The sequence below is a fragment of the Novosphingobium sp. AAP93 genome (genome assembly GCF_001296055.1).
GTDB lineage: Bacteria > Pseudomonadota > Alphaproteobacteria > Sphingomonadales > Sphingomonadaceae > Novosphingobium.
This window is the reverse complement of sequence record NZ_LJHZ01000110.1, coordinates 42,769-64,135: the sequence shown is the minus strand read 5'-3', so window position 1 is coordinate 64,135 and position 21,367 is coordinate 42,769. Positions and strand designations below refer to the sequence as shown.

At 65.2% G+C, this 21,367-nt stretch carries 23 protein-coding genes and 1 riboswitch; of the genes, 10 read left to right on the top strand and 13 right to left on the bottom strand.

The features are described from left to right. Positions 1-3 precede the first annotated feature (3 nt). Together IP83_RS17005 and IP83_RS19695 are read right to left on the bottom strand one after the other, a co-directional pair. Positions 4-1,134 (bottom strand): NAD(P) transhydrogenase subunit alpha, encoded by a 1,131-nt coding sequence (locus IP83_RS17005; RefSeq protein WP_054123425.1) that lies wholly within the window; start codon positions 1,132-1,134, stop codon positions 4-6. An 8-nt stretch (positions 1,135-1,142) separates the two neighbouring features. Next, on the bottom strand, positions 1,143-1,277 hold the full coding sequence (locus tag IP83_RS19695) for an aa3-type cytochrome c oxidase subunit IV (protein ID WP_082364796.1): 135 nt from the start codon (positions 1,275-1,277) through the stop codon (positions 1,143-1,145). 157 nt (positions 1,278-1,434) lie between these two features. Here IP83_RS19695 and IP83_RS17000 point away from each other — a divergent pair, with 157 nt between their 5' ends. Continuing rightward, positions 1,435-2,853 carry a sigma-54 dependent transcriptional regulator gene (locus tag IP83_RS17000; RefSeq protein ID WP_054123424.1) on the top strand — a complete coding sequence of 473 codons (1,419 nt, stop codon included), beginning with the start codon at positions 1,435-1,437 and terminating at the stop codon, positions 2,851-2,853. Between the two features lie 91 nt (positions 2,854-2,944). Then, positions 2,945-4,117 (top strand): CaiB/BaiF CoA-transferase family protein, encoded by a 1,173-nt coding sequence (locus IP83_RS16995; RefSeq protein WP_054123423.1) that lies wholly within the window; start codon positions 2,945-2,947, stop codon positions 4,115-4,117. Here the strand turns inward: IP83_RS16995 and folP are convergent. The 3 genes from folP to IP83_RS16980 form a co-directional block, all read right to left on the bottom strand. Continuing rightward, positions 4,098-5,210 (bottom strand): dihydropteroate synthase, encoded by a 1,113-nt coding sequence (gene folP, locus IP83_RS16990; RefSeq protein ID WP_054123422.1) that lies wholly within the window; start codon positions 5,208-5,210, stop codon positions 4,098-4,100. The genes IP83_RS16995 and folP overlap by 20 nt on opposite strands. A gap of 127 nt (positions 5,211-5,337) precedes the next feature. Then, the gene (locus IP83_RS16985) at positions 5,338-6,492 is read right to left on the bottom strand and encodes a site-specific DNA-methyltransferase (RefSeq protein WP_054123421.1); all 1,155 of its coding nucleotides are present in this window, start codon (positions 6,490-6,492) and stop codon (positions 5,338-5,340) included. A gap of 214 nt (positions 6,493-6,706) precedes the next feature. Next, positions 6,707-7,330: a ribonuclease HII gene (locus IP83_RS16980; RefSeq protein ID WP_054123440.1), complete on the bottom strand. Its 624-nt coding sequence runs from the start codon at positions 7,328-7,330 to the stop codon at positions 6,707-6,709. 98 nt (positions 7,331-7,428) lie between these two features. Here IP83_RS16980 and IP83_RS16975 point away from each other — a divergent pair, with 98 nt between their 5' ends. From IP83_RS16975 to IP83_RS16960, 4 genes are read left to right on the top strand one after another with little or no spacing between them, the layout of a single operon-like run. Next, positions 7,429-8,118 (top strand): pyrimidine 5'-nucleotidase, encoded by a 690-nt coding sequence (locus tag IP83_RS16975; RefSeq protein WP_054123420.1) that lies wholly within the window; start codon positions 7,429-7,431, stop codon positions 8,116-8,118. Between the two features lie 33 nt (positions 8,119-8,151). Next, positions 8,152-8,988 carry a 2,3,4,5-tetrahydropyridine-2,6-dicarboxylate N-succinyltransferase gene (gene dapD, locus IP83_RS16970; protein WP_054123419.1) on the top strand — a complete coding sequence of 279 codons (837 nt, stop codon included), beginning with the start codon at positions 8,152-8,154 and terminating at the stop codon, positions 8,986-8,988. Between the two features lie 3 nt (positions 8,989-8,991). Then, entirely contained in the window at positions 8,992-9,393 is a 402-nt protein-coding gene (locus tag IP83_RS16965) for a DoxX family protein (RefSeq protein WP_054123418.1), read from the top strand. Continuing rightward, entirely contained in the window at positions 9,390-9,692 is a 303-nt protein-coding gene (locus tag IP83_RS16960; RefSeq protein ID WP_054123417.1) for an alkylphosphonate utilization protein, read from the top strand. The genes IP83_RS16965 and IP83_RS16960 overlap by 4 nt, the downstream gene beginning before the upstream one ends. 3 nt (positions 9,693-9,695) lie before the next feature. Here IP83_RS16960 and IP83_RS16955 read toward each other — a convergent pair whose 3' ends face one another. Then, entirely contained in the window at positions 9,696-10,025 is a 330-nt protein-coding gene (locus IP83_RS16955) for a hypothetical protein (protein WP_054123416.1), read from the bottom strand. Positions 10,026-10,161: 136 nt separating this feature from the next. On the opposite strand from IP83_RS16955, the gene IP83_RS16950 reads away from it, so the two are divergent. Continuing rightward, positions 10,162-10,452, top strand: coding sequence for a hypothetical protein (locus IP83_RS16950; protein WP_054123415.1), 291 nt, complete (start codon positions 10,162-10,164; stop codon positions 10,450-10,452). A gap of 212 nt (positions 10,453-10,664) precedes the next feature. On the opposite strand, the gene IP83_RS16945 is transcribed toward IP83_RS16950, so the two are convergent. From IP83_RS16945 to thiC, 6 genes are all read right to left on the bottom strand, one after another. Then, positions 10,665-11,219: a hypothetical protein gene (locus IP83_RS16945; RefSeq protein WP_054123414.1), complete on the bottom strand. Its 555-nt coding sequence runs from the start codon at positions 11,217-11,219 to the stop codon at positions 10,665-10,667. Positions 11,220-11,277: 58 nt separating this feature from the next. After that, positions 11,278-11,667, bottom strand: a complete 390-nt coding sequence (locus IP83_RS16940) for a type II toxin-antitoxin system death-on-curing family toxin (RefSeq protein ID WP_054123413.1) — start codon at positions 11,665-11,667, stop codon at positions 11,278-11,280. 4 nt (positions 11,668-11,671) lie between these two features. Then, positions 11,672-11,899: a transcriptional regulator gene (locus IP83_RS16935; protein WP_054123412.1), complete on the bottom strand. Its 228-nt coding sequence runs from the start codon at positions 11,897-11,899 to the stop codon at positions 11,672-11,674. An 18-nt stretch (positions 11,900-11,917) separates the two neighbouring features. After that, positions 11,918-12,676 (bottom strand): hypothetical protein, encoded by a 759-nt coding sequence (locus IP83_RS16930; RefSeq protein ID WP_156309812.1) that lies wholly within the window; start codon positions 12,674-12,676, stop codon positions 11,918-11,920. Positions 12,677-12,779: 103 nt separating this feature from the next. Continuing rightward, complete coding sequence (locus tag IP83_RS16925) at positions 12,780-13,034, bottom strand: DUF5654 family protein (protein WP_054123410.1); 255 nt, start codon at positions 13,032-13,034, stop codon at positions 12,780-12,782. A gap of 132 nt (positions 13,035-13,166) precedes the next feature. Further along, positions 13,167-15,056 carry a phosphomethylpyrimidine synthase ThiC gene (thiC, locus tag IP83_RS16920; protein ID WP_054123409.1) on the bottom strand — a complete coding sequence of 630 codons (1,890 nt, stop codon included), beginning with the start codon at positions 15,054-15,056 and terminating at the stop codon, positions 13,167-13,169. A gap of 36 nt (positions 15,057-15,092) precedes the next feature. Next, a riboswitch (TPP riboswitch) is annotated at positions 15,093-15,207 on the bottom strand. A 120-nt stretch (positions 15,208-15,327) separates the two neighbouring features. On the opposite strand from thiC, the gene IP83_RS16915 reads away from it, so the two are divergent. Next, on the top strand, positions 15,328-16,557 hold the full coding sequence (locus IP83_RS16915) for a cytochrome P450 (RefSeq protein ID WP_054123408.1): 1,230 nt from the start codon (positions 15,328-15,330) through the stop codon (positions 16,555-16,557). A gap of 1 nt (position 16,558) precedes the next feature. After that, positions 16,559-17,872, top strand: coding sequence for an NAD(P)/FAD-dependent oxidoreductase (locus IP83_RS16910; RefSeq protein WP_054123407.1), 1,314 nt, complete (start codon positions 16,559-16,561; stop codon positions 17,870-17,872). A 349-nt stretch (positions 17,873-18,221) separates the two neighbouring features. On the opposite strand, the gene IP83_RS16905 is transcribed toward IP83_RS16910, so the two are convergent. Then, positions 18,222-19,730 carry an NAD(P)/FAD-dependent oxidoreductase gene (locus IP83_RS16905; protein ID WP_054123439.1) on the bottom strand — a complete coding sequence of 503 codons (1,509 nt, stop codon included), beginning with the start codon at positions 19,728-19,730 and terminating at the stop codon, positions 18,222-18,224. Between the two features lie 443 nt (positions 19,731-20,173). Here IP83_RS16905 and crtY point away from each other — a divergent pair, with 443 nt between their 5' ends. Beyond that, on the top strand, positions 20,174-21,364 hold the full coding sequence (gene crtY / locus IP83_RS16900) for a lycopene beta-cyclase CrtY (protein WP_054123406.1): 1,191 nt from the start codon (positions 20,174-20,176) through the stop codon (positions 21,362-21,364). The last annotated feature ends 3 nt before the right edge of the window (positions 21,365-21,367 follow it).

The window sequence follows — 21,367 nt, the reverse complement described above, 5'->3', positions numbered from 1 at the left end:
CCCTCAGCCCAGCAGTCGTTCGTTGACGACCTTGCCGCCCTGCGTCAGGCGGATGGCGTTGCCGATTTCCTCGTCGAGCACGGGCTTGCCCTGCTCCTTGTCCCAGAACGCGGACAGGAAATTGAACAGATTGCGGCTGAACAGCGCCGAAGCATCAGCGGCCAGGTGCGTCGCGGTGTTGGAATAGCCGACGATCTTGACGCCGTGCTTTTCCACCACCTGATCGGCGACCGACCCCTCGACATTGCCGCCCGACGCGACGGCGAGGTCGAAGATGACCGAACCGGGCTTCATCGTCGCGATCTGCGCATCGGTGATCAGGCGCGGCGCCGGCCGGCCCGGGATCAACGCAGTGGTGATCACGATGTCCTGCTTGGCGATGTGGCTGGAAACCAGCTCGGCCTGCGCAGCCTGGTATTCCGGGCTCATCTCGGTGGCATAGCCGCCCGCGCCCTCGCCCTCGATCCCCGCAACGTTCTCGACGAAGATCGGCTTGGCACCGAGCGACTGGATCTGCTCCTTGGTCGCCGAGCGCACGTCCGTCGCCGAGACCTGCCCGCCGAGACGGCGCGCGGTGGCGATCGCCTGGAGGCCGGCAACGCCAACGCCCATCACGAAGACCTTGGCGGCGCTGACAGTGCCGGCCGCGGTCATCATCATCGGGAACGCGCGACCATAGAGGTCAGCCGCAACGATGACGGCCTTGTAGCCGGCAAGGTTCGACTGCGAGGAGAGGATGTCCATCGACTGCGCGCGCGTGATGCGCGGCATGAACTCCATGGCCAGCGCTTCGTAGCCCGCCGCCGCATAGGCATCGACGCGCTCGCGCTTGCCGAAGGGATCGAGCCCCGCGACGATCCACGCGCCGGGATTGGCCCCGGCGAGCAGATCGACTTCCGGCCCCTGCACGCCCAGCACGATATCCGCGCCGGCTGCCGCTCCGTTCGCCACGATCTCCGCGCCCGCCGCCGCATAGGCCTCGTCGCTGATCGAGGCGGTCATGCCCGCTCCCGCTTCCACGCGCACGGCGGCACCGAGACCGATGAATTTTTTCACCGTCTCGGGCGTCGCCGACACCCGGTGCTCGCCGCTGGCCCGCTCGCGCAGGACAGCGATCGTTGTTGCCGCCCCCATTCGAGGGCTCAGGCGATCAGGTACATGACGAAGAGCACGATCAGCGCGATCACCGGAGTGGCGATCTTGATCATGCCAACGAAGCCTTCGTAGGTGGCCGTCGCTGCCTTCATGTTGTTCCCGGCATTGTTGGTAGCGCCCATGACAAACCCTTCCTGATTGCATTTTAAACGTGCGGTTGGCCGCATGCTCTAGCGACCGCGCCACCCCGGCTCAAGCGTTACCGGCGGTTTTGCGCTTAATCTGACCTTTACCCAAATGGGCTAGACCCCGGCACTATGCAAAAGGACCGGGAAACCCATGGCTGAGCCCACAGATCGGCTTTTGATGCTGATTGATGACGAACCGGCGCAGTGCCGCCTCATTTCGGCGCTCGCGGCGCGTGAAGGCTGGCGCACGATCATCGCCCGCGATTCCGAGACGGCGATTGCCACGCTCGGCACGCGGCAGGGCATGCAGCTCGATGCAATCATCCTGGATCAATGGGTTCCCGGCGACGAAGCCTGCGCGCTGATCGCCGAACTCAAGGCCCGCCGCCCTGCGCTTCCCATCCTCATGATCACGACGAGCGCCTCGCCGCTGCTCGCGGTCGAGGCGATGCGCGCGGGCGCTTCGGACTACCTGATCAAGCCTGTCGCGCCCGATCGCCTGCTCCAGGCGCTGCGCACCGCGACCCGGCGCGAGGAATCGCCCGAAGAGCTGCAACCGCTCACCGAGAAATTCTCCGGCACGCTCGATTTCGATTCGATGATCGGCGCCGCCCCCGGCTTCCGCGCTGCGCTCGCCGTCGCCGCCAAGGCCGCGCGCACGCAGAACACCGTGCTGATCGAAGGCGAATCCGGCACCGGCAAGGAAATGCTGGTGCGAGCGATGCATGCCGCCAGCCCGCGCGCCAAGGCACCGCTGCGGATCGTCAACGCCGGCGGCATTCCGGCCAACCAGATCGAATCGGTGCTTTTCGGCCACGAGAAGGGCGCCTTCCCCGGCGCCTTCGAACGCCATGTCGGCGCGCTCCAGCACGCCGATGGCGGCACCTTGGTGATCGACGAGATCGACCGGCTCTGCCTTTCCGCGCAGGCCCGCCTCGCGCATTTCCTCCAGCGCGGCGATATCCAGCCCATCGGCGCGCGCCACAGCTTTCGCCTCGATGTGCGCGTGATCGTGTGCAGCAATGCCGACCTAAGCGATCTGGTCGAGGCGCAACTGTTCGACAAGGGCCTGCTGGATGCACTGAGCGGCGTCCACGTTCACCTGCCCGCGCTGCGCGAACGCGCAGGCGACATTCCGGCGCTCGCGCGCCACTTCCTCACCCGCATCGGCGAACAGCCGGGCCTGCGTCCGCTAGGCATCACCGACGGCGCGCTGGCGCTGCTGGCGGCCTACGACTGGCCGGGAAACGTCCGCCAGTTGCAGGCCACGCTGTTCCGCGCGGCGGTGTTCTGCGACGGCGAGGCGCTGACCGCGCAGGACTTCCCCAATCTTTCGAACATGCTCGGCGAAGCCCCGCGCACCGCGCCCAGCGGCACCGAAGGCGCGGGCGTGATGCTCTATTCGCCCGACGGCAACCTGCGCCCGCTCGAAGAGATCGAGGCCGACGTCATCCGCCTCGCCATCGGCCACTACCGCGGCCGCATGACCGAAGTCGCCCGCCGCCTCGGCATCGGGCGCTCGACGCTCTACCGCAAGCTCTCGGAACTCGGCATCGACAACGTCGCCTGAGCCCTCTCGATAATGGCAGCGTTGCTCCCTCGCGCGGTGCTGTTAAGTCTCTCGCCGGACGGCTCGTGCGCCGCCGGGAGGAGAGACCAGAATGGCCGGTCAGAAGCTGCTGGAAGGTATCCGTGTCGTTGATCTGACCAGCGTGGTGTTCGGACCTTACGCCACCGAGACACTGGCCGATCTTGGTGCGGACGTGATCAAGGTCGAGGTGCCTGCTGGCGACATGTTCCGCCACGCCGGAAAGGTTGCGGCGACACCCGGGATGGGCCCCTGCACGCTCAATCTCAACAAGGGCAAGCGCAGCCTCGCGCTCGATCTCAAGAGCGAGGAGGGCAAGGCCACACTCGCGAGACAGCTCGCCGCAGCCGATGTGTTCATCCACAACGTGCGCGGCAAGGCGATCGAGCGGCTGGGTTTCGGTTATGACGCCGTCAAGGCCATCAAGCCCGACATCATCTATGTCCACTGCACCGGCTTCGGCTCGGGCGGACCGTATGGCGACCTGCAGGCCTATGACGACGTGATCCAGGCCGCCACGGGCACAACCAATCTGCTGTCGCGGGTCGATGGCAATCCCGTGCCGCGCTTCCTGCCCTCGCTGATCGCCGACAAGGTCTCCGGGCTGCACGGCACCTGGGCGGTCATGGCCGCGATCATCCACAAGTTGCGCTTCGGCGAAGGGCAGTTCGTCGAAGTCCCGATGTTCGAGAGCTTCACCCATTTCATGATGCAGGAGCATCTCTACGGGCTGGCGCTGGTGCCGCCCAAGGAACCGGCGGGCTATCCGCGCCAGCTCGATCCGCTGCGCCAGCCCTTCCCGGCCAAGGACGGTTACGTGGTGATCGTGCCCTATACGCTGGATGCCATGGATGTCGTGATCGAGCTGCTCGAGGCGCCCGAACTTGCCGAGGATCCGCGCTTCATCGACTACCCCTCGCGCATGCGCAACTTCAGCGCGTTCTATGAGGAGATGGCCAAGCGCACGCCCAAGCTGACCATGGCGGAATGGGCGGCGAAGATGGCCGAACACCAGATCCCCTGCATGCCGGTGCGCGATCTCGACGACATCACCGAGGACCCGCACCTCAAGGCGGTCGACTTCTTCCAGCAGCGCACGCACCCGACCGAAGGCGCGTATCTCAAGATGCGCTGCCCGGTGAGCTTTTCCGTCGGAGGCTTTGAAGTCCGGCCGACGCCGCATATCGGCGAGCACAACGAGGAGCTTGGCGCGCCCGCGCTTCCGGTCAAGTCTCGAGCTGGCTGAAATCCGTCAGGGCCGCGTCGCGCAGGCCGCGCCAGACGCGCAGGGCCTGCACGGTATCGGCGACATCGTGCACACGCACCATCTGCGCGCCGGCTTCGAAGCCCTTGGCCGCCAGCAACAGCGATCCGCCGAGCCGCTGATGGGCAGGCGCCTCCCCGGACAGTGCACCGATCATGCGCTTGCGGCTCGCGCCGAGCAGTAGCGGCTGACCCAGCGCATGGAACAGCGGCAGAGCGTTGATCAGCGCGAGGTTTTCCGCGAGCGACTTGCCAAAGCCGATGCCCGGATCGAGCAGGATCTTCTCGCGCGCGATCCCCGCCGCCACCGCCGCATCGCGCCTTTCGCGCAGGGCATCGAACACATCAAGTACGACATCGGCATAGTGGCCGTCGGCATGCAGGTCCTTCTCCCCGCCGGGGGCATGCATCAGCACGACCGGCGCACCGCTTGCCGCGACGACTTCCACCGAGCGTGGATCGTGGCGCAGCGCGGAAACATCGTTGACGATATGCGCACCTGCCGCGAGCGCTTCGGCGATGACAGTCGAGCGGCGGCTGTCGATGGATATCGCGGCGCCGCTGGTGGCAAGCTTCGCAATCACCGGGACGACGCGCTTGACTTCGTCGCCTTCCCAGACGGCAGGGGCGCCGGGACGGGTGGATTCCCCACCGACATCGATGATCGCCGCGCCGGCTTCGAGCATCGCGTAGGCATGGTCCAGTGCCGCTTCCGGCTTGTCGAGAAACTGGCCGCCGTCGGAAAAGCTGTCGGGCGTGACGTTGAGGATGCCCATGACTTGCGGTTGATCGAGCCGCAGTGTGCGCGCGCCGCACATCAGCGGACCGTGCACGGCCTTGAGATTGGCCCATTGCGCCTGCGCTTCGGCGGCCAGCGCATCGGAAAGCGCGCCCAGCACGTCGTTTGCCTCGTCCGGACCGAACCGGCGGCGCGAGACCACTTTCGCGCCATCCCGAATGATCAGCGCAAACCGCGCCGCATAGACCAGCCCGCCCGCCAGACGGATCGCCCTGCCCTCTTCGCTCTGCGGGCTCTCGGCAAGACCGATCGGGCGGATGTAGAGCTTCTGCGCCATGGCCGCGTTCTAGCGCACCCGGCGCCGCGCAGCGAGACGCACGGCTTGCAGGATCATCGCCTTGGTCCAGCGCGCATGGCAGCGCAGCACCAGCGGATCGGGCATCAGGCCCAGCAGCGGCAGCACGTCAGTCCTCGACCGCGAGGAGATAGAGCTGGCGCAGCGCATCGAGCGGCTTGACCTCGCCCTCGTGCTCGATGTGCCAGAACGTCCAGCCATTGCATGAAGGCGCGCCCTGCACCGCCGAACCGACGCTGTGGATCGAGCCGGTGGCGGCATCCGCCATGATCGAGCCATCGGCGCGCACGCTCGCCAACCAGCGGCGCTTGCGGTCGAACAGCTGCGCGCCCGGCGCAATCATGCCGCTTTCGATCAGTTGCCCGAACGCGACGCGCGGGGCGCTGCGCTTGCTCATCATCGTGGTGAGCGCGCTTTCATCAAGCGGCAGCGCGGCGGCAATGCGTTCCTCGGCCACCGCGATGTAGCTTTCCTCGCGCTCGCAGCCGATGAATTCGCGGCCGAGGCGGCGCGCAACCGCACCAGTCGTGCCGGTGCCGAAGAAGGGATCGAGCACGACATCGCCCGGATTGGTCGTCGCCAGCATGACGCGGTAAAGCAGTGCCTCGGGCTTCTGCGTCGGATGCGCCTTCACGCCATCCTTGCGGATGCGTTCGGGCCCGCCGCAGATCGGCAGCACCCAGTCCGACCGCATCTGCAGCTCGTCGTTGAGCGTCTTCATCGCGCGGTAGTTGAAGGTGTATTTTGCCTTCTCGCTGCGCGAGGCCCAGATCAGTGTTTCGTGCGCGTTGGTGAAGCGGGTGCCCTTGAAGTTGGGCATCGGATTGGCCTTGCGCCAGACGATGTCGTTGAGGATCCAGAAGCCGAGATCCTGCAGCAACGCGCCGACGCGGAAGATGTTGTGATAGGAGCCGATCACCCAGATCGCGCCATCGGGCTTGAGCAGGCGGCGCGCCTCGGTAAGCCATTCGCGCGTGAAGCTGTCGTAGCGCTCGAAGCTGTCGAACTTGTCCCAGTCGTCGGTCACGGCGTCGACATGGCTGCCATCGGGCCGCGCGAGGTCGCCGCCGAGCTGCAGGTTGTAGGGCGGGTCGGCGAAAATCAGGTCGATCGAGGCGGAGGGCAGCTCCCGCATCCGCTCGATGCAATCGCCGCGCAGGATCTGCCCGAGCGGGAGCGCAAGTTTGCTCACCGCCGGCGCAACTGCGCCGCGCAGCGCGCGCGCTGCCGTCTTTGCCTGACGTTCCTTTGCCAGAGCCACCATGTCCGCCTTGTCCCCTGCTGATGCAGCCCGACAGGTGAATCATCCGGGACTCGCCGTCAAGCCGCGACTCGCCGGATTCCGCCGAGTCGCAGCGCCTGAAGGGGTGAGAACGGAACGAGTCCGCGTCTACATCTGGAGTCTGCGCGGGCCATCGGACTCCATATCTTGTAGGTGTGACCGGGCGGATTCACTCGCGAAAAAAGTTTCGTGCGGCCTAGTCGATGACCGCCGCCACCGGCGCAAAGCTGCGGCGGTGGTGCGGGCTGGCGCCGTGCTGTCGCAGCGCTGCCAGATGCTCGGCGGTGCCGTAGCCCGCATTGCGGTCCCAGCCATAGTGCGGGAACTCCGCCGCCGCCGCCCGCATCAGCCGGTCGCGGTGCTCCTTGGCGAGGATCGAAGCGGCCGAGATGCAAGGCTCGGTCGCATCGCCTTTCACGATGGCGCGGGCCTGCCAGCGCCACTCCGCGCAGTGCTTGGCCGGGGTGATATTGCCATCGATCAGCGCCATGTGGATCGCGCTTCCAACCAATTGCCGCTCCAGCGCAGCCACGGCGCGGGTCATGGCGAGCATGGTGGCGGCGAAGATGTTGAGCCGGTCGATCTCCTCGACTTCGGCGATGCCGAGCGCCCAGTGGCAGCTGGCACAGATCAGCGGCTCCAGCTTGGCGCGCCGCGAACCGCTCAGCACCTTGGAATCCGCAAGACCCTCCGGCGGCTGCGCGCCCAGCACGACGGCCGCCGCAACCACCGGCCCCGCCAGCGGCCCCCGCCCCGCTTCATCGACGCCGACGACCAGGCCCCCGTTTCGGGCGCTGACAGCCGCGCCATTCGCTGCCATGGTGGCGGCCATGAACAGATCAGTCTCACCGCGTTTCGCCATGGCCGACCTCATCTCCGAAATGCCCGGCAATCACAAGCTGTGCGGGAGCATGTCCTGTGGCGTTTGATCCGACCCGCGTCGATTGCTGGATCTTCGACCTTGATTACACGCTCTACCCGCCGGCCTGCGGGCTGTTCGGCCAGATCGACCAACGCATGGGGCAGTTCATTGCCGATCTGCTCGGCTGTGATGCAACCGAGGCCAAGCGCATCCAGAAGATGTATTTCCACGATCACGGCACCACGCTCGCGGGCCTGATGCACTACCACCCCATCGATCCACGCGCGTTTCTCGACTTCGTCCACGATGTCGACATGAGCGTGCTGGCCGAAGCGCCTCGCCTCGCGGAGCGGATCAAGGCACTTCCCGGGCGGCGGCTGATCTTCACCAATGGCGACCAGCCCTATGCTGAGCGGGTGCTGGCGGCGCTCGGGCTCGAGGATTGCTTCGAGGGCATGTGGGACGTCATCGCGATGGACTACAAGCCCAAGCCGGAACCGTCCGCCTATCACAGCCTGATCGCGGCGTTCGGCTTCGAGCCGGAGCGCGCGGTGTTTGTCGAGGACTCGGCGCGCAACCTGCCGCCTGCCAAGGCACTCGGCATGCAGACGGTGTGGCTCGACTGTGCCAGCGAATGGGGCGACCGCGCGAAGGACGATGCCGCGATCGATCTCGTCATCGATGATCTGCCGCAGTGGCTGGAATTGGTTTGCGCGGAGCTTGCGGGCAGCCCTTCGCTCGGTTAGGCCCCGCGCTCTGATTTTCGGGGAGCATACGCCATGACCGCAGACCTGCAGGCCGCCATCGAAGCCGCGTGGGAAGACCGCGCCAACGTAACGCCCGCCAGCACGGCCGTGCGCGAAGTGGTCGAGGCCGCGCTTGAACTGCTCGACGGCGGCAAGGTCCGCGTGGCGGAGAAGGTGGACGGCGCATGGACCGTCAACCAGTGGCTCAAGAAGGCGGTGCTGCTCTCTTTCCGCCTGAATGACAACGCGGTGATCGAGCATGGCGCGGGCGGTGCTCCGGCCTATGACAAGGTGCCCTCGAAGTTCGCCGGCTGGGGCGAGAACCGCTTTCGCGAGGCAGGTTTCCGCGTGGTGCCCGGTGCAGTGGCGCGGCGCGGAGCGCATATCGCCAAGGGCGTCGTGCTGATGCCGAGCTTCGTCAACATCGGCGCCTATGTCGATGAAGGCACGATGGTCGACACCTGGGCGACGGTCGGTTCGTGCGCGCAGATCGGCAAGAACGTGCATATCTCGGGCGGCGCCGGCATCGGCGGCGTGCTTGAGCCCCTGCAGGCTGGCCCTGTGATCATCGAGGACGGCTGCTTCATCGGCGCGCGTTCGGAGGTGGCTGAAGGCGTGGTTGTCGGAGAAGGCGCAGTGCTTTCGATGGGCGTGTATCTCGGCGCATCGACCAAGATCGTCGACCGTGCGACGGGCGAAGTCCACATGGGCCGTGTCCCGCCCTATGCCGTGGTGGTTCCGGGCGCGATGCCGGGCAAGCCCCTGCCCGATGGTACGCCGGGTCCCTCGCTTTACTGCGCGGTGATCGTGAAGACGGTCGATGCGCAGACCCGGAGCAAGACCGGCATCAACGAACTGCTGCGCGACTGACTTATGGCGAGGGCCGTGACCCGCTGGGTACTGGCCCTGCTCTACGCGCTGGCGGGCGTGCTGCATCTGCTGCTGCCCCGCCCGTTCCTTGGCATCATGCCGACCTGGGTGCCGCAGCCTGAGCTCGTCATCGCGCTGACCGGCGTGGCCGAGCTGGCGGGTGCCGCGGGGCTGCTGCAGCCGTGGTCCCCAGCACTCCGCCGCGCGGCTGGTTGGGGGCTTGCTGCTTACGCCGTGTGTGTGTTCCCGGCGAACATCGTGCACCTCATCCGCGACATGGCGCGGCCGGATCATGGGCTGGGGCTCGGCTATCACGTCCCTCGCATGTTTCTGCAGCCGGTGCTGGTGTGGCTGGCGTTGTGGGTTGGACAGGTCCTGCCCTTTCGGGCAAACGGCACGGCATGAGCGATGAAGACTACGTGTTCGACGAGGACAGCGGCGAATGGATGCCCGCGTCTGACCTTGCAGCGAAGCGCGCGGCGGAGGGCACGGTCAAAGTGCGTGATGCGGTGGGGAACCTCCTTGCCGATGGCGATCAGGTCACGCTGATCAAGGACCTCGAGGTCAAGGGCGCGGGCCAGACGCTCAAGCGCGGGACGCTGATCAAGTCGATCCGCCTGACCGGCGACGCGCAGGAAATCGACTGCCGGTTCGACGGCATCAAGGGCCTCGTGCTGCGCGCCGAGTTCGTCAAGAAGCGTTGACTCTCAAGGAATTTTCGCACTTTCAGTCAGCGCGAAAGTATCATCGAGGCGGCGCCAGACAACGACGCGCCAACGCGATCCATCGGTGAGGCGGAGCACCATGCGGATGTTCATGCCAGCCACGACCTGCGTGTCTGCCGATACCACTTCGGCGACTGCACCGCCCCCGGTCGGGAGCTGGCTTGCGGCATAGCGCGCCGCCGCCTGAACGTCCTCTCCGGCAGGGTCGGCAACCCGCCATCCCCCGGCTAGGACCGGCGCAGGGACCGGCACGGGCGCAGGCGGATCAGCCTGCGGCGTGCAGGCCGCCACGGCGAAAAAGGCTGCCAGCAAAGCCCAGTTGCGTGTTTTGCAACTTGATCGGCGATCATTACAATTGCGGGTCATTGTGCGCTGCACCATATCGGCCTCAACAAGAAAACAGGGGTGCTCGAAGGCAATTTCTTCCGGTTCAAAAGGAGATTTTGCCATGTTTCTCAAGACTTTCCAGATCGCTGCCGCTGCTGCCCTGATCGCTGCCCCGGCCCTTGCCCACGCTGACGAATCCGCCGCCAAGTTCACCCACGAAGGTGTCACCTACACCTACACCACGCAAGTTGCTGGTGGCGAGCGCGTGATCAAGGGCACCGCCTTCAACGGCAAGGCCCCCTTCGAACTCCACGTCCGTGGCCGCTATGTGACCGGCACGTTCAACAACCAGGCAGTCGAGTTCACGCAGGCCGAAGCCCGCGCACTGGGCATCCAGGTCGCCTCGAACTGATCGAGACGCGGACGGCCCCGGATCGGGGCTGACCGGGCAAGCGGCCCTCACGCAGGACAGTCCGCGTGAGGGCCGTTTTGCATTGCGGCCCAACCGGCCGGTTGAGGGTGACACAGGGTTACACTGTGCAACCCTCAAAATTCACCTCATTATCCTTGTTTTACAGACAGTTGTGCATGACGGAGTGACGGTGACAGCCACCGCGGGCGCAGTCACTTTCCCGGAGGATCAACGAGCAGCTGGCGATCGATAACCTGCCGGACGCGGGTCTCGTCGTCGGGCTGGTCGCCCGGGTTCTCGAAGTGCCAGAAGGCCGAGCCCTCCTCGATGCGCGCGAGCAGCTTGTCCCAGCTTTCCGACCAGAATTCGCTGGCCGCCCCATAGCGCGAAAGCTGCTGCGCCCCGTTCACGTTCCGCGCGGAGAGCAGATAGACGGTGAGCCGCTCATCATACTTGCGCGAGACGTGGACCAGTTCTCCCTTGTGGAAATGCGGCACTTCAACGCCATGCAGCGCGCGTTCAAGCGCGGCCTGTGCAAGAGCATCATAGCCGTGCTGAAAGGCGGTTTCCCAAGCTACGTCGAACGGTTCCCCCTTCAATCTGGCGCGCAATCGGTAGGCCGATTGCCTGGTCATGCCGACCGACTTGGCGGCGGCGGCGACGCAGTGGGTGGCGGCAAGTTCCCGCAGGAAATCGGCCATCTTGACCTTGTTCCAGTTTTCGGGACGCGGATGGCGCGTGGAGCGCCGGGTTTCGGGCTTTTCCATAAGCGCGCGAATAACCCATTTGGTACATTGTAGGAAAGCCTTGCTTGGCGGCAGGCCTTCAGACGGCGCGCAGGTGCTGGCGGAACCAGTCAGCCAGTTCTTCTTCGGTCAGGTCGCCAGCGGCGAGGGCGAGGAAGGCGACGACAAGTTCCGCATCGGTTGCGGTCAATATAAAGCCGTTGAGAACAAGGAACGTTTCCGAGACGACCGCTGCCGTGCGCTTGTTGCCGTCGACGAATGGATGGTTGCGGGCAATCCCATAAGCGTAGGCGGCTGCTAGCGCGGCAGCGTCCGGATCGCCGTAGTCCGCAAGGTTGCGCGGGCGGGCGAATGCACTTTCGAGCAGGCCATCATCGCGCACGCCTTCGGCACCACCATGCTCGGTCAGTTGCTCGGCATGAGCAGCTCGCGCCACATCGGGCGCGACCCATATCCAGTTATGGGCCACGTGTTTACTTGGCGAGTTCGCGCAGGGCGCGCTTGCGCCGGGCCATCACTTCGCGGGCAGCGGCCATCTGCGCATCGAAATCGGGCTCTTCGGCGCGCAGTTCGATGCCGCCCGGCGTGGTTACGACCGTGAGCGTTTCTCCCACTTCGGCACCGAGGTGAGACAGGATCTCGCGGGGGAGGATGATCCCGGCGGAATTGCCTATCCTGGTAATCTTGAGCGTTGCGTTCATACGGCGGTTATAACAGCCTCACGCAGGCGGTGCAACCGCAGCAGCTTCGGCGGCTCTGGCGGAACCGCGATCAGTAAGGCGGCAGCGTTGCGCCGTGCTGTCCCATGCAAGATAGCCGAGCGACGCCAGGCGCGAGACGAGACCGAGATCGAGTGAATAGGGCAGGAGCGGATCGAACGTGCCATCGGGCGCGGTGCGCGCGGCGATGGTCCGAAGCCCGACGAGATCGCGATCGGTTTCGCTACGTGCGCGCTGAATCGGTGAAATCAACCGCTCCACATATTCCTGCGGGATGGCATTCACTCGGTTTGTTGAAGGCGACAGCGCGGCGTCGCTGTCGCTGTCGGCTTCCGGCGCATGTGATATGGCACCGCACCTGGTGCAATACCATTGGCGGCGGTAGAGGGCCATTGCAGCCTTGTGAGAGTCCGAGCCAGACATCAAGGCGAGGAAGAGTCCGCCAAAGCAGCCGATGATGGTGAAAAGAAAACATGCCATCACGTTGGAACTGGCGAGCCCGAGAAGGCTGCCGATTATCGCTCCTGCCACGAGCGAAAAAACGGGTTTCATGTCCTCTGGCGGTGCATTGTGGGCGGCTGCGCCTGTGGTGCGCGTACTGGTCGTATTCCCGGAGGACACGCGAAGGCCGCTGCGGCCATAGGAAGTGCCGCGACGCTGGCTGGTTTTGACCGCGGTGCCCTGCTCATAGACTGCACTGGATTTGCGGATCGCCCGCGAGCCGCATTGCTGACAATGAAGCATGATGACCGGGTCCACCTTCCTGACAGGGTTTTCTTGCCCGGTGGGAAGGAACGGTCAAGGCCCCGACCACGACGCGCGAATGGCCGGTTCGCCCCTTTCCCCGTCGCGGCGACGAACCTTACCCCTCTGCTTCGCGCTGGATGACAGCTTCGGCACCGAGGCGGGCGCTGATGCGGCCGAGGATCGTCAGGACAGTGACGGCAAGCACGGTGGCGACGATGGCGTAGCTGTAGAGCCCGGCGAGGCTGTCGCCAATGCCGAGCATGGCGAGCGTGGCCTTGATCGCCTCGTTCCAAGCCAGCGCGGCGACGAGGCCGAGCGAGGCGGAGGCGAGCGCGATCATCGTCTGGATCATGGCTTTGGCGTCGGTCATTGGTCTTGCGTTCCCTTGGTTGTTGATGGCCAAGGGTGACCCGGTGTGTGACCGATTGCAAGGGATGGGCGTTACCCCTCCACCACCCTTCGGGCGGTCCCCCTCCCCGAGCAAGCTCGGGGAGGAATAGGATTACTCCGCTGCCGGCAAATAAAGCTCGCTGCCGGCCTCGCGGTACTTTTCGCTCATCTCGGCCATGCCCGCTTCGGCTTCGGCTTCGTTCGCGACGAAGGTACCGATCTCCGCGTTCTGCTTGGCGGCGAAGTCGCGGACTTCCTGCGTGATCTTCATCGAGCAGAACTTGGGGCCGCACATCGAGCAGAAGTGGGCGGTCTTGGCGCCTTCGGCGGGGAGCGTCTGGTCGTGGTACTGCTCTGCCGTGTCCGGATCGAGCGACAGATTGAACTGGTCGCGCCAGCGGAATTCGAAGCGGGCGCGGCTGAGGGCATCGTCGCGCAGCTTGGCGGCGGGGTGGCCCTTGGCGAGGTCGGCTGCGTGGGCAGCGAGCTTGTAGGTGACGACGCCGACCTTGACGTCGTCGCGGTCGGGCAGGCCGAGGTGCTCCTTCGGCGTGACGTAGCAGAGCATCGCGGTGCCGAACCAGCCGATCATCGCGGCGCCGATGCCGCTGGTGATGTGGTCGTAGCCGGGGGCAATGTCGGTCACGAGCGGCCCGAGCGTGTAGAACGGGGCTTCGCCGCAGGCGGCGAGCTGCTTGTCCATGTTCTCCTTGATCTTGTGCATCGGCACGTGGCCGGGGCCTTCGATCATCACCTGCACGTCCTGCTCCCACGCGCGCTTGGTGAGCTCGCCGAGGGTGTAGAGCTCGGCGAACTGGGCTTCGTCGTTGGCATCGGCGACCGAGCCGGGGCGCAGGCCATCGCCCAGCGAATAGGCGATGTCGTAGGCCTTCATGATCTCGGTGATCTCGTCGAAGTGCTCGTAGAGGAACGATTCCTTGTGATGCGCGAGGCACCACTTGGCCATGATCGAGCCGCCGCGGCTGACGATGCCGGTGACGCGCTTGGCGGTGAGCGGGATATAGGGGAGGCGCACGCCGGCGTGGATGGTGAAGTAGTCGACCCCCTGTTCGGCCTGCTCGATGAGCGTATCGCGGAAGATTTCCCAGGTGAGGTCCTCGGCAATGCCGCCGACCTTTTCGAGCGCCTGGTAGATCGGCACGGTGCCGATGGGCACGGGGCTGTTGCGCAGGATCCATTCGCGGGTGTCGTGGATGTTGCGGCCCGTGGAGAGGTCCATGACGGTATCGGCGCCCCAGCGGACGGACCAGACCATCTTCTCGACCTCGCTGGCGACGTCAGACGCGACGGCGGAGTTGCCGATGTTCGCGTTGATCTTCACGAGGAAGTTGCGGCCGATGGCCATCGGCTCGGATTCAGGGTGGTTGATGTTGCTGGGGATGATCGCGCGGCCGCGGGCGACTTCATCGCGGACGAATTCGGCGGTTACGTAGTCGGGGATGCTGGCGCCCCAGTCCTGCCCGTCGCGCGCCAAGGCTTCCTTGAGCTGGCGGCGGCCGAGGTTCTCGCGGACGGCGACGTATTCCATCTCCTGCGTGATGATGCCCTGGCGGGCGTAGTGCATCTGGCTGACGTTGCCGCCGGCCTTGGCACGCAGCGGGCGCTGGACGACATTGGGGAAGCCGGGGACGCCGCCCGAGCGGTCGGGGCCGAGCTGGCCGTTGTCTTCGGGTTTCACTTCGCGGGCCTGGTATTCCTCGACGTCGCCGCGGCCCATGATCCACTCCCGGCGCAGCTGGGGAAGGCCCTTGGCGATGTCGATCTGGGCGTTCGCGTCGGTGTAGGGGCCGGAGGTGTCGTAGACCCGCAGCGGGGGCTCGCCCGAGCTGGGTTCGAGCGCGATTTCGCGCATGGCGACCGTCATGCCGGGGAAGCGCGGGCTTTCGACGTGGATCTTTCGGCTGCCGCGGATCGGGCCGGTGGTGACGCCGATGGGCGTGGCCTGCGGGCCATTTTCGAGGCGGGAATTGATATCAGCCATCTTGCGCTCCTTTGAACGGACGGATGGCGGGCGCTGGCGTGCAGACTGACCGCTCCCTCCGCCCGTGCTAACGGGTTCAGGTTCGACGGGTCGGGCTGCGTGACCAGCCCCTCTCAGCCATGCGTGCTCACTGGCTCCCCGGGGAATGGGACGGTTCTAGTCCGGTCTCGCGGCGTCGTCCAGCCACCATTGGGACTGGACTTTAAGCGGGCGCTTAAACATAGTCGTGCCAAGGCCCGCCGTGTGCCGAGCGGGAAAAGCGGAGCAGGACATGGCGAGCCAGACCCTTGAGCGGGCAATCAATCCCTATGACGTGAGCGCGGATGCGCTCTACACCGAGGATACATGGCGCGAGCCGTTTGCCACGCTGCGGCGGGAGATGCCGGTGAGCTGGCGGCCGGAGAGCCCGTTTGGCAGCTACTGGTCGGCGGTGACGCATGAGACGATCCAGCAGATCGAGCTGATGCCGGAAGTGTTCTCCTCCTCGTGGAAGCTGGGGAACATCACGATCGCCGAATCGATCAACGAGGCGGAATTTCCCAACTTCATCGCGCAGGATCCGCCGATCCACACCGCGCAGCGCAAGGTGATCGCGCCGGCGTTCAGCCCGGGGCAGATGATCAAGCTGGAAGCGCAGGTGCGCGAGCGGGCGAAGATGCTGTTCGATACGCTGCCGATTGGCGAGACGTTCGACTGGGTGGAGAGCCTCGCGATTCCGCAGACGCTCGGCATGCTGTGCAGCCTGTTCGACTTTCCGTTCAAGGAGTGGCGCGATCTGAAGCGCTGGTCGGACTATGGCAGCGGGGTTTCGGCGGACAATCTGACGCCGGAGTACCGCGCGGAGTGGATGAAGCAGATGGGCGAAATGCTCGCGCGGTTCGACCGTGAGCTTGATGCGCGGAAGGTCTTGCCGCCGACGGACGATCTGCTGAGCCGGATGGTGCATTCGGAAGCGATGGGGAACCTGCCGCCGCTCGAACGGCTCGCCAATATCGCGCTGCTGATCGTGGCCGGGAACGATACGACAAGAAACTCGATCGCCGGGCTCGTCGAGGCGCTGACGCTCTATCCGGAGCAGCTTGACGTGCTGCGGGCGGACCCGACGCTTTCGGCCAATGCCGCGCAGGAGATCATCCGCTGGCAGACGCCGGTCACCCACATGCGGCGCACCGCGACCAAGGATGTCGAAGTGGGCGGGCAGCTGATCCGCGCGGGCGAGAAGATCGTGATGTGGTACATTTCGGGCAACCGCGACGAGAGCGTGTTCCCCGATGCCGAGCGCTTTGACGTGACCCGCGAGAATGCGCGGCGGCATATCGGGTTTGGCCATGGCATCCACCGCTGCGTAGGGGCGCGGCTCGCCGAAGTGCAGATCGCGGCGGTGATCGACGAGATCGTGGGGCGCGGGCTGCGGCCAGTCATGGCCGGCAAGCCGGAGCGGCTGGCAAGCCCGTTCCTGCATGGGTTCAATGCCATGCCGGTGCGGCTGGAGCGTGCCTGACATGAAGCGCGTCTGCATCATCGGGGCGGGCTGTTCGGGGATCACGGTCGCCAAGCGGCTCAAGGACTACGGGATCAGCTACGACCAGTTCGACGCCTCGGACGATATCGGCGGGAACTGGTACTACAACAATCCCAACGGGTTGTCGGCCTGTTATCAGAGCCTGCATATCGATACCTCGAAGTGGCGGCTGGCGTTCGAGGACTATCCGGTGCCGGCGGACTGGCCGGACTTTCCGCACCATTCGCAGCTCCTGCAATACTTCCGCGACTATGCCGCGCACTTCGCCCTGCGCGAGAACATCACCTTCAACACCAAGGTCGAGAAGGCGCAGCGCAAGCCCGGTGGCGGCTGGGACGTGACGCTCTCGACCGGCGAGACCCGCGCGTACGAGGCGCTGGTGGTGGCGAACGGGCACCACTGGGCAGCGCGCATTCCAGAGTATCCGGGGCATTTCGACGGGGATCAGCTCCACAGCCATTCCTTCCGCAGCGCATTCGAGCCGGTGAACTGCGTCGGCAAGCGCGTGCTGGTGGTCGGCATGGGCAATTCGGCGATGGATATCGCTTCGGAGCTCTCGCAGCGCCCGATTGCGCAAAAGCTGTTCGTTTCGACCCGGCGCGGGGTGTGGGTGTTGCCGAAGTATTACAAGGGCCAGCCGATCGACAAGAACCCGGCCCCGGCGTGGATGCCGCGCTCAGTGCGCACCGCTCTGGGCACGCGGATGATCAAGAGCCTTGTCGGCAAGATGAGCGACTATGGCCTGCCCGAGCCGGAAATCGGCCCGTTCGATGCCCATGCCACGGTTTCCGGCGAGTTCCTGCTGCGCGCGGGTTCGGGCGACGTGACGATGAAGGGCGCCATCGAGCGGCTGGACGGCGACGGCGTCGTCTTCAAGGATGGCAGCAAGGAGCAGATCGACGTCATCGTCTGGGCGACGGGCTACGACATCCGCTTCCCGTTCTTTGACGATCCCTCGCTCTGCGCCGATGCCGACAACCGGCCGCCCCCGCTGTTCAAGCGGATCATGAAGCCCGAAGTGCCAGACTTGTTCTATGCGGGGCTGGGCCAGCCGCTGCCGACGCTGGTGAACTTCGCCGAGCAGCAATCGAAGCTGATCGCGGCCTATCTGGCGGGGACGTACACCCCTCCCCCGCTCGGCGAGATGCACCGCATCATCAAGGCCGACGAGGAATACCACACCGGGCACTACTATGCGGCGCGGCGGCACACGATTCAGCTCGATTTCGATGCCTATGTGCGCGATTTGCTGAAGGAAATTGCGGCGGGGACGAAGCGGGCGAAGGCGGCGTAGCGCTTTTCCCTCTCCGCTGAAGGAGTGAGGGGTCAAGTAGAAGGTTGGTTTCACGCAGAGACGCAGAGGAAGAAAAGAGACGCGGAGAGTTGGCGATTGCGGCGGAGCCGCTCTTGATCCTGGCGCTCGAGATTGATTGGCGGCCTGCGGCCGAAGTCCCCCCTGTACCCCTTTCTTCTCTGCGTCTCGCTTCTTCCTCTGCGTCTCTGCGTGAACCCCATCTTTTTCCGAGGGCGCCCGCTCCACCACACTACGGGTGGTCTCCCTCACCGTACCGGGGACGAAAGGCCCCTCAGACCCGCCTCCTCCCCATTTGTGCTGCGCAAAAATGGGGACGACCTGAAAGGCGTTATTCGGCAGCTTCCAGCGCTGCTTCGGCGCGCTGGTTGTCGTAGACGAACTCGCTGGCGGCAGGATCGATGAAGGGGATTTGCTCCCGCTCGCTCCAGTAGTCCTGGTTGTGCTGCCATTCGGGCTTGTCGCCGCGCCTGGGCATGCGGTCCAGATCGCGCATCAGGTAGGTGGGGTTGAAGTTGTCGGCGTCGATCCATGGCAGGATCTTCATGTCCTTGTCTTCCTCGCGCAGCGCGACCTCGACCTTCCTCGCATGCGCTTCATCCATGTGATTCAGCAGCTTGCAGACGAAATCGCCGACGATATCAACGCGCAGGGTCCACGAGGCGCGGAAGTAGCCGAAAACCCAGACGAGGTTGGGCACGCCGGTGAACATCATGCCGCGGTAATTGATCGTCTCGGACCAATCGACCGCCTTGCCGTCGACCTCGAAGGGGATTTCGCCGAGCACCGAAAGGCGGAAGCCGGTGCAGGCGACGATGATGTCGCCTTCGATCTCCTGCCCGGAGCTGACCCGCAGGCCCTTCTCGGTGAAGGTGTCGATCGTGTCGGTGACGACGCTCGCCTTGCCCGCGACGACCGCCTTGAACATGTCGCCATCAGGGAGCTGGGCCAGGCGCTGCTGCCACGGGCGATATCTGGGCGTGAAGTGCGGCTCGAAGTTGAAGTCTTCGCCGACATAGCCGCGGATCAGCGCGCGCAGGTCCTCGGCCATGGCCTCAGGCTCCTCGCGGCTGCGGCGGTCCATCTCGTAGAAGTTGTAGATGTAGTCCTGCCGCACGACGCGGTGGATGGTAGGCTCGTCGACGCCGATGGTGCGCAGGCGGTCGGCCAGTTCGCTGACGTTGGGCGCGCAGTAGAACCACGTCGGCGAGCGCTGGACCATGGTGACCGTGGCGCCGGCCTCGCACAGCGCGGGGACGATGGTGGCGGCGGTGGCGCCCGAGCCGATCACGATGACATGCTTGCCGGCCACGTCGGTCTTGGGGTCCCACAGCTGGGAATGCACGAAGTGGCCCTTGTAGGAGGCCATGTTCGGCCATTCGGGAATGTAGGGCGTCTTGTGGTCGTAGTAGCCCTGGCACATCCACAGGAAGCCGGCGGTGTAGACGACCTCGCTGCCATCCTTGCGGCCCGCCTTGACGGTCCACAGGTTGTCGGCGCTAGACCAGCTGCAGGCGGTGATCGTGTGGCCGTAGCGGATGTGCGGCGTGATCCCGTTTTCCTCGATCACCTCGCCCATGTACTTGAGGATCGCGTCGGCCGAGGCGATCGGCGTGCCGGTCCACGGCTTGAAGCGGTAGCCGAAGGTGTAGAGATCGGAATCGGAGCGGATGCCGGGGTACTTGTGGGTTTCCCAGGTGCCGCCGAAGGTGTCCTTGCTTTCGAGGATGGCGTAGCTCTTGCCGGGGCACTGGTCCTGCAGATGCTTGGCGGATCCGATCCCGGAAATTCCGGCTCCGATGATCAGGACGTCGACGTGCTGCTCAGCCTGCTCTGCCATCATTCTCTCTCCATCTTGCCCGGCCGCGGCCCTTCTCCGCCGCAGCGGGGAGCCGATTGGTCCGGTTGTGGCGGTTCTCGCCTTGCCGGTGCAAGGAGGCCTTGATCCGCATCAAAACGCAACAGGAATCTGGAGGCATTGCTCCGCACGGCAACTCAACATTACCGATTGTTCATGGTGCGGACCGCTCGGCGACAGATGGACTTCGGCATGTTGAGATCGTCGCCCCGACCACCCCTTTACTCCACACTTCAGGGGCCGGTCGCCGCGACAATCCCTGGGAGAAGGGCAACTCCCCCCAGTCGCCCTTTGCAAGTTCTCCGGGGATGGCAGCCTTCACCGCCATCCCCGGGGCCCCACTCCCCTCCCGATCCCCCATCTTCACAAACGGGCACGCGGGCACAGGTTGCGCGACTTCGGTCCAGCGCCTATCGCCTTGCATGATGAATGCACGGCGCTGCGATATCGCGATCCTTGGTGGGGGCCTGGCAGGCGGCCTGATCGCGCTTGCGCTTGCCCGCTACCGACCCGATCTTTCGCTGCTCATTGTGGAACAGGGCGAGTGTCTGGGCGGCAATCACGTGTGGTCGTTCTTTGCGACCGACACCGATCCCGAGGCGACCGAGCTACTTGCGCCGATGATCGAGGCGAGCTGGCCGGACTACAACGTCCACTTTCCGCGCCACAGCCGCCACCTCGCCACCCGCTATAGCGCGATGACATCGGAAAAGTTCGATGCGGCGCTGCGCGCGGCGCTGCCAGAGGATGCTATCCTCACCCGGCAGGCCGTGAAGAGCTGCAGCGAGACCGAAGTCATGCTGGGCGATGGCACGCCGGTGCAGGCCGGCGGCGTGATCGACACGCGGGGGCTGCGCGATGTCTCGCACTTCACCGGCGGGTGGCAGAAGTTCGTCGGCCGCAAGTTCAAGCTGAAGGCGCCGCATGGGCTCGAACGGCCCATCGTGATGGACGCGACGGTCGAGCAGATCGACGGCTACCGCTTCATGTACGCCCTGCCCTTTGCGCCCGATGTGATCTTCCTCGAGGATACCTACTACTCGGACAGCAGCGTGCTGGACCGGCCGCTGCTGGAAAAGCGGATCGACGCATACCTTGCGGCACGCGGGTGGGAAGTCGAGGCGCTGATCAATGAGGAACACGGCGTGCTGCCGGTGGTGGCCGGCGGCGACTTTGCCGGGTTCTGGCAGGGTGCCGGCGAGGATACCGCGCGGGCTGGTTCGCGCGCCGGGCTGTTCCATTCGCTCACCAGCTACTCGGTGCCCGATGCCGTGCGCTTTGCCCTGGCGCTGGCGCATCACGACAAGCTCGATGGTGCGGGATTGAAAGCCTTCTCTGCCAAGTGGGCTAAAGGGCACTGGGAAAACCAGTCCTACTACCGCATGCTCTCGGCATTGTTGTTTGGCGGTGCCTATCCGGAAGAACGGCTGCGCATATTGGAGCGGTTCTACACGATGAAGCCGCAGCTGATCGAGCGGTTCTATTCGGGGCGTTCGACCTCTTACGACAAGTTCCGCATTCTGGCGGGAATACCGCCGATCCCGATCCCTCGGGCACTGGGCACGATTACCGGTTTCGGCCGGCAACCGGCGCCGTTGAAGTTTTCAGGAGTTTGAGTT

Bases quoted from the DNA above. Each gene is read 5' to 3' on its own strand.
- IP83_RS17005 (WP_054123425.1), bottom strand. From the start codon at position 1,134: ATGGGGGCGGCAACAACGATCGCTGTCCTGCGCGAGCGGGCCAGCGGC.
- IP83_RS19695 (WP_082364796.1), bottom strand. From the start codon at position 1,277: ATGGGCGCTACCAACAATGCCGGGAACAACATGAAGGCAGCGACGGCC.
- IP83_RS17000 (WP_054123424.1), top strand. From the start codon at position 1,435: ATGGCTGAGCCCACAGATCGGCTTTTGATGCTGATTGATGACGAACCG.
- IP83_RS16995 (WP_054123423.1), top strand. From the start codon at position 2,945: ATGGCCGGTCAGAAGCTGCTGGAAGGTATCCGTGTCGTTGATCTGACC.
- folP (WP_054123422.1), bottom strand. From the start codon at position 5,210: ATGGCGCAGAAGCTCTACATCCGCCCGATCGGTCTTGCCGAGAGCCCG.
- IP83_RS16985 (WP_054123421.1), bottom strand. From the start codon at position 6,492: ATGGTGGCTCTGGCAAAGGAACGTCAGGCAAAGACGGCAGCGCGCGCG.
- IP83_RS16980 (WP_054123440.1), bottom strand. From the start codon at position 7,330: ATGGCAGCGAATGGCGCGGCTGTCAGCGCCCGAAACGGGGGCCTGGTC.
- dapD (WP_054123419.1), top strand. From the start codon at position 8,152: ATGACCGCAGACCTGCAGGCCGCCATCGAAGCCGCGTGGGAAGACCGC.
- IP83_RS16965 (WP_054123418.1), top strand. From the start codon at position 8,992: ATGGCGAGGGCCGTGACCCGCTGGGTACTGGCCCTGCTCTACGCGCTG.
- IP83_RS16960 (WP_054123417.1), top strand. From the start codon at position 9,390: ATGAGCGATGAAGACTACGTGTTCGACGAGGACAGCGGCGAATGGATG.
- IP83_RS16950 (WP_054123415.1), top strand. From the start codon at position 10,162: ATGTTTCTCAAGACTTTCCAGATCGCTGCCGCTGCTGCCCTGATCGCT.
- IP83_RS16945 (WP_054123414.1), bottom strand. From the start codon at position 11,219: ATGGAAAAGCCCGAAACCCGGCGCTCCACGCGCCATCCGCGTCCCGAA.
- IP83_RS16935 (WP_054123412.1), bottom strand. From the start codon at position 11,899: ATGAACGCAACGCTCAAGATTACCAGGATAGGCAATTCCGCCGGGATC.
- IP83_RS16925 (WP_054123410.1), bottom strand. From the start codon at position 13,034: ATGACCGACGCCAAAGCCATGATCCAGACGATGATCGCGCTCGCCTCC.
- thiC (WP_054123409.1), bottom strand. From the start codon at position 15,056: ATGGCTGATATCAATTCCCGCCTCGAAAATGGCCCGCAGGCCACGCCC.
- IP83_RS16915 (WP_054123408.1), top strand. From the start codon at position 15,328: ATGGCGAGCCAGACCCTTGAGCGGGCAATCAATCCCTATGACGTGAGC.
- IP83_RS16910 (WP_054123407.1), top strand. From the start codon at position 16,559: ATGAAGCGCGTCTGCATCATCGGGGCGGGCTGTTCGGGGATCACGGTC.
- IP83_RS16905 (WP_054123439.1), bottom strand. From the start codon at position 19,730: ATGGCAGAGCAGGCTGAGCAGCACGTCGACGTCCTGATCATCGGAGCC.
- crtY (WP_054123406.1), top strand. From the start codon at position 20,174: ATGAATGCACGGCGCTGCGATATCGCGATCCTTGGTGGGGGCCTGGCA.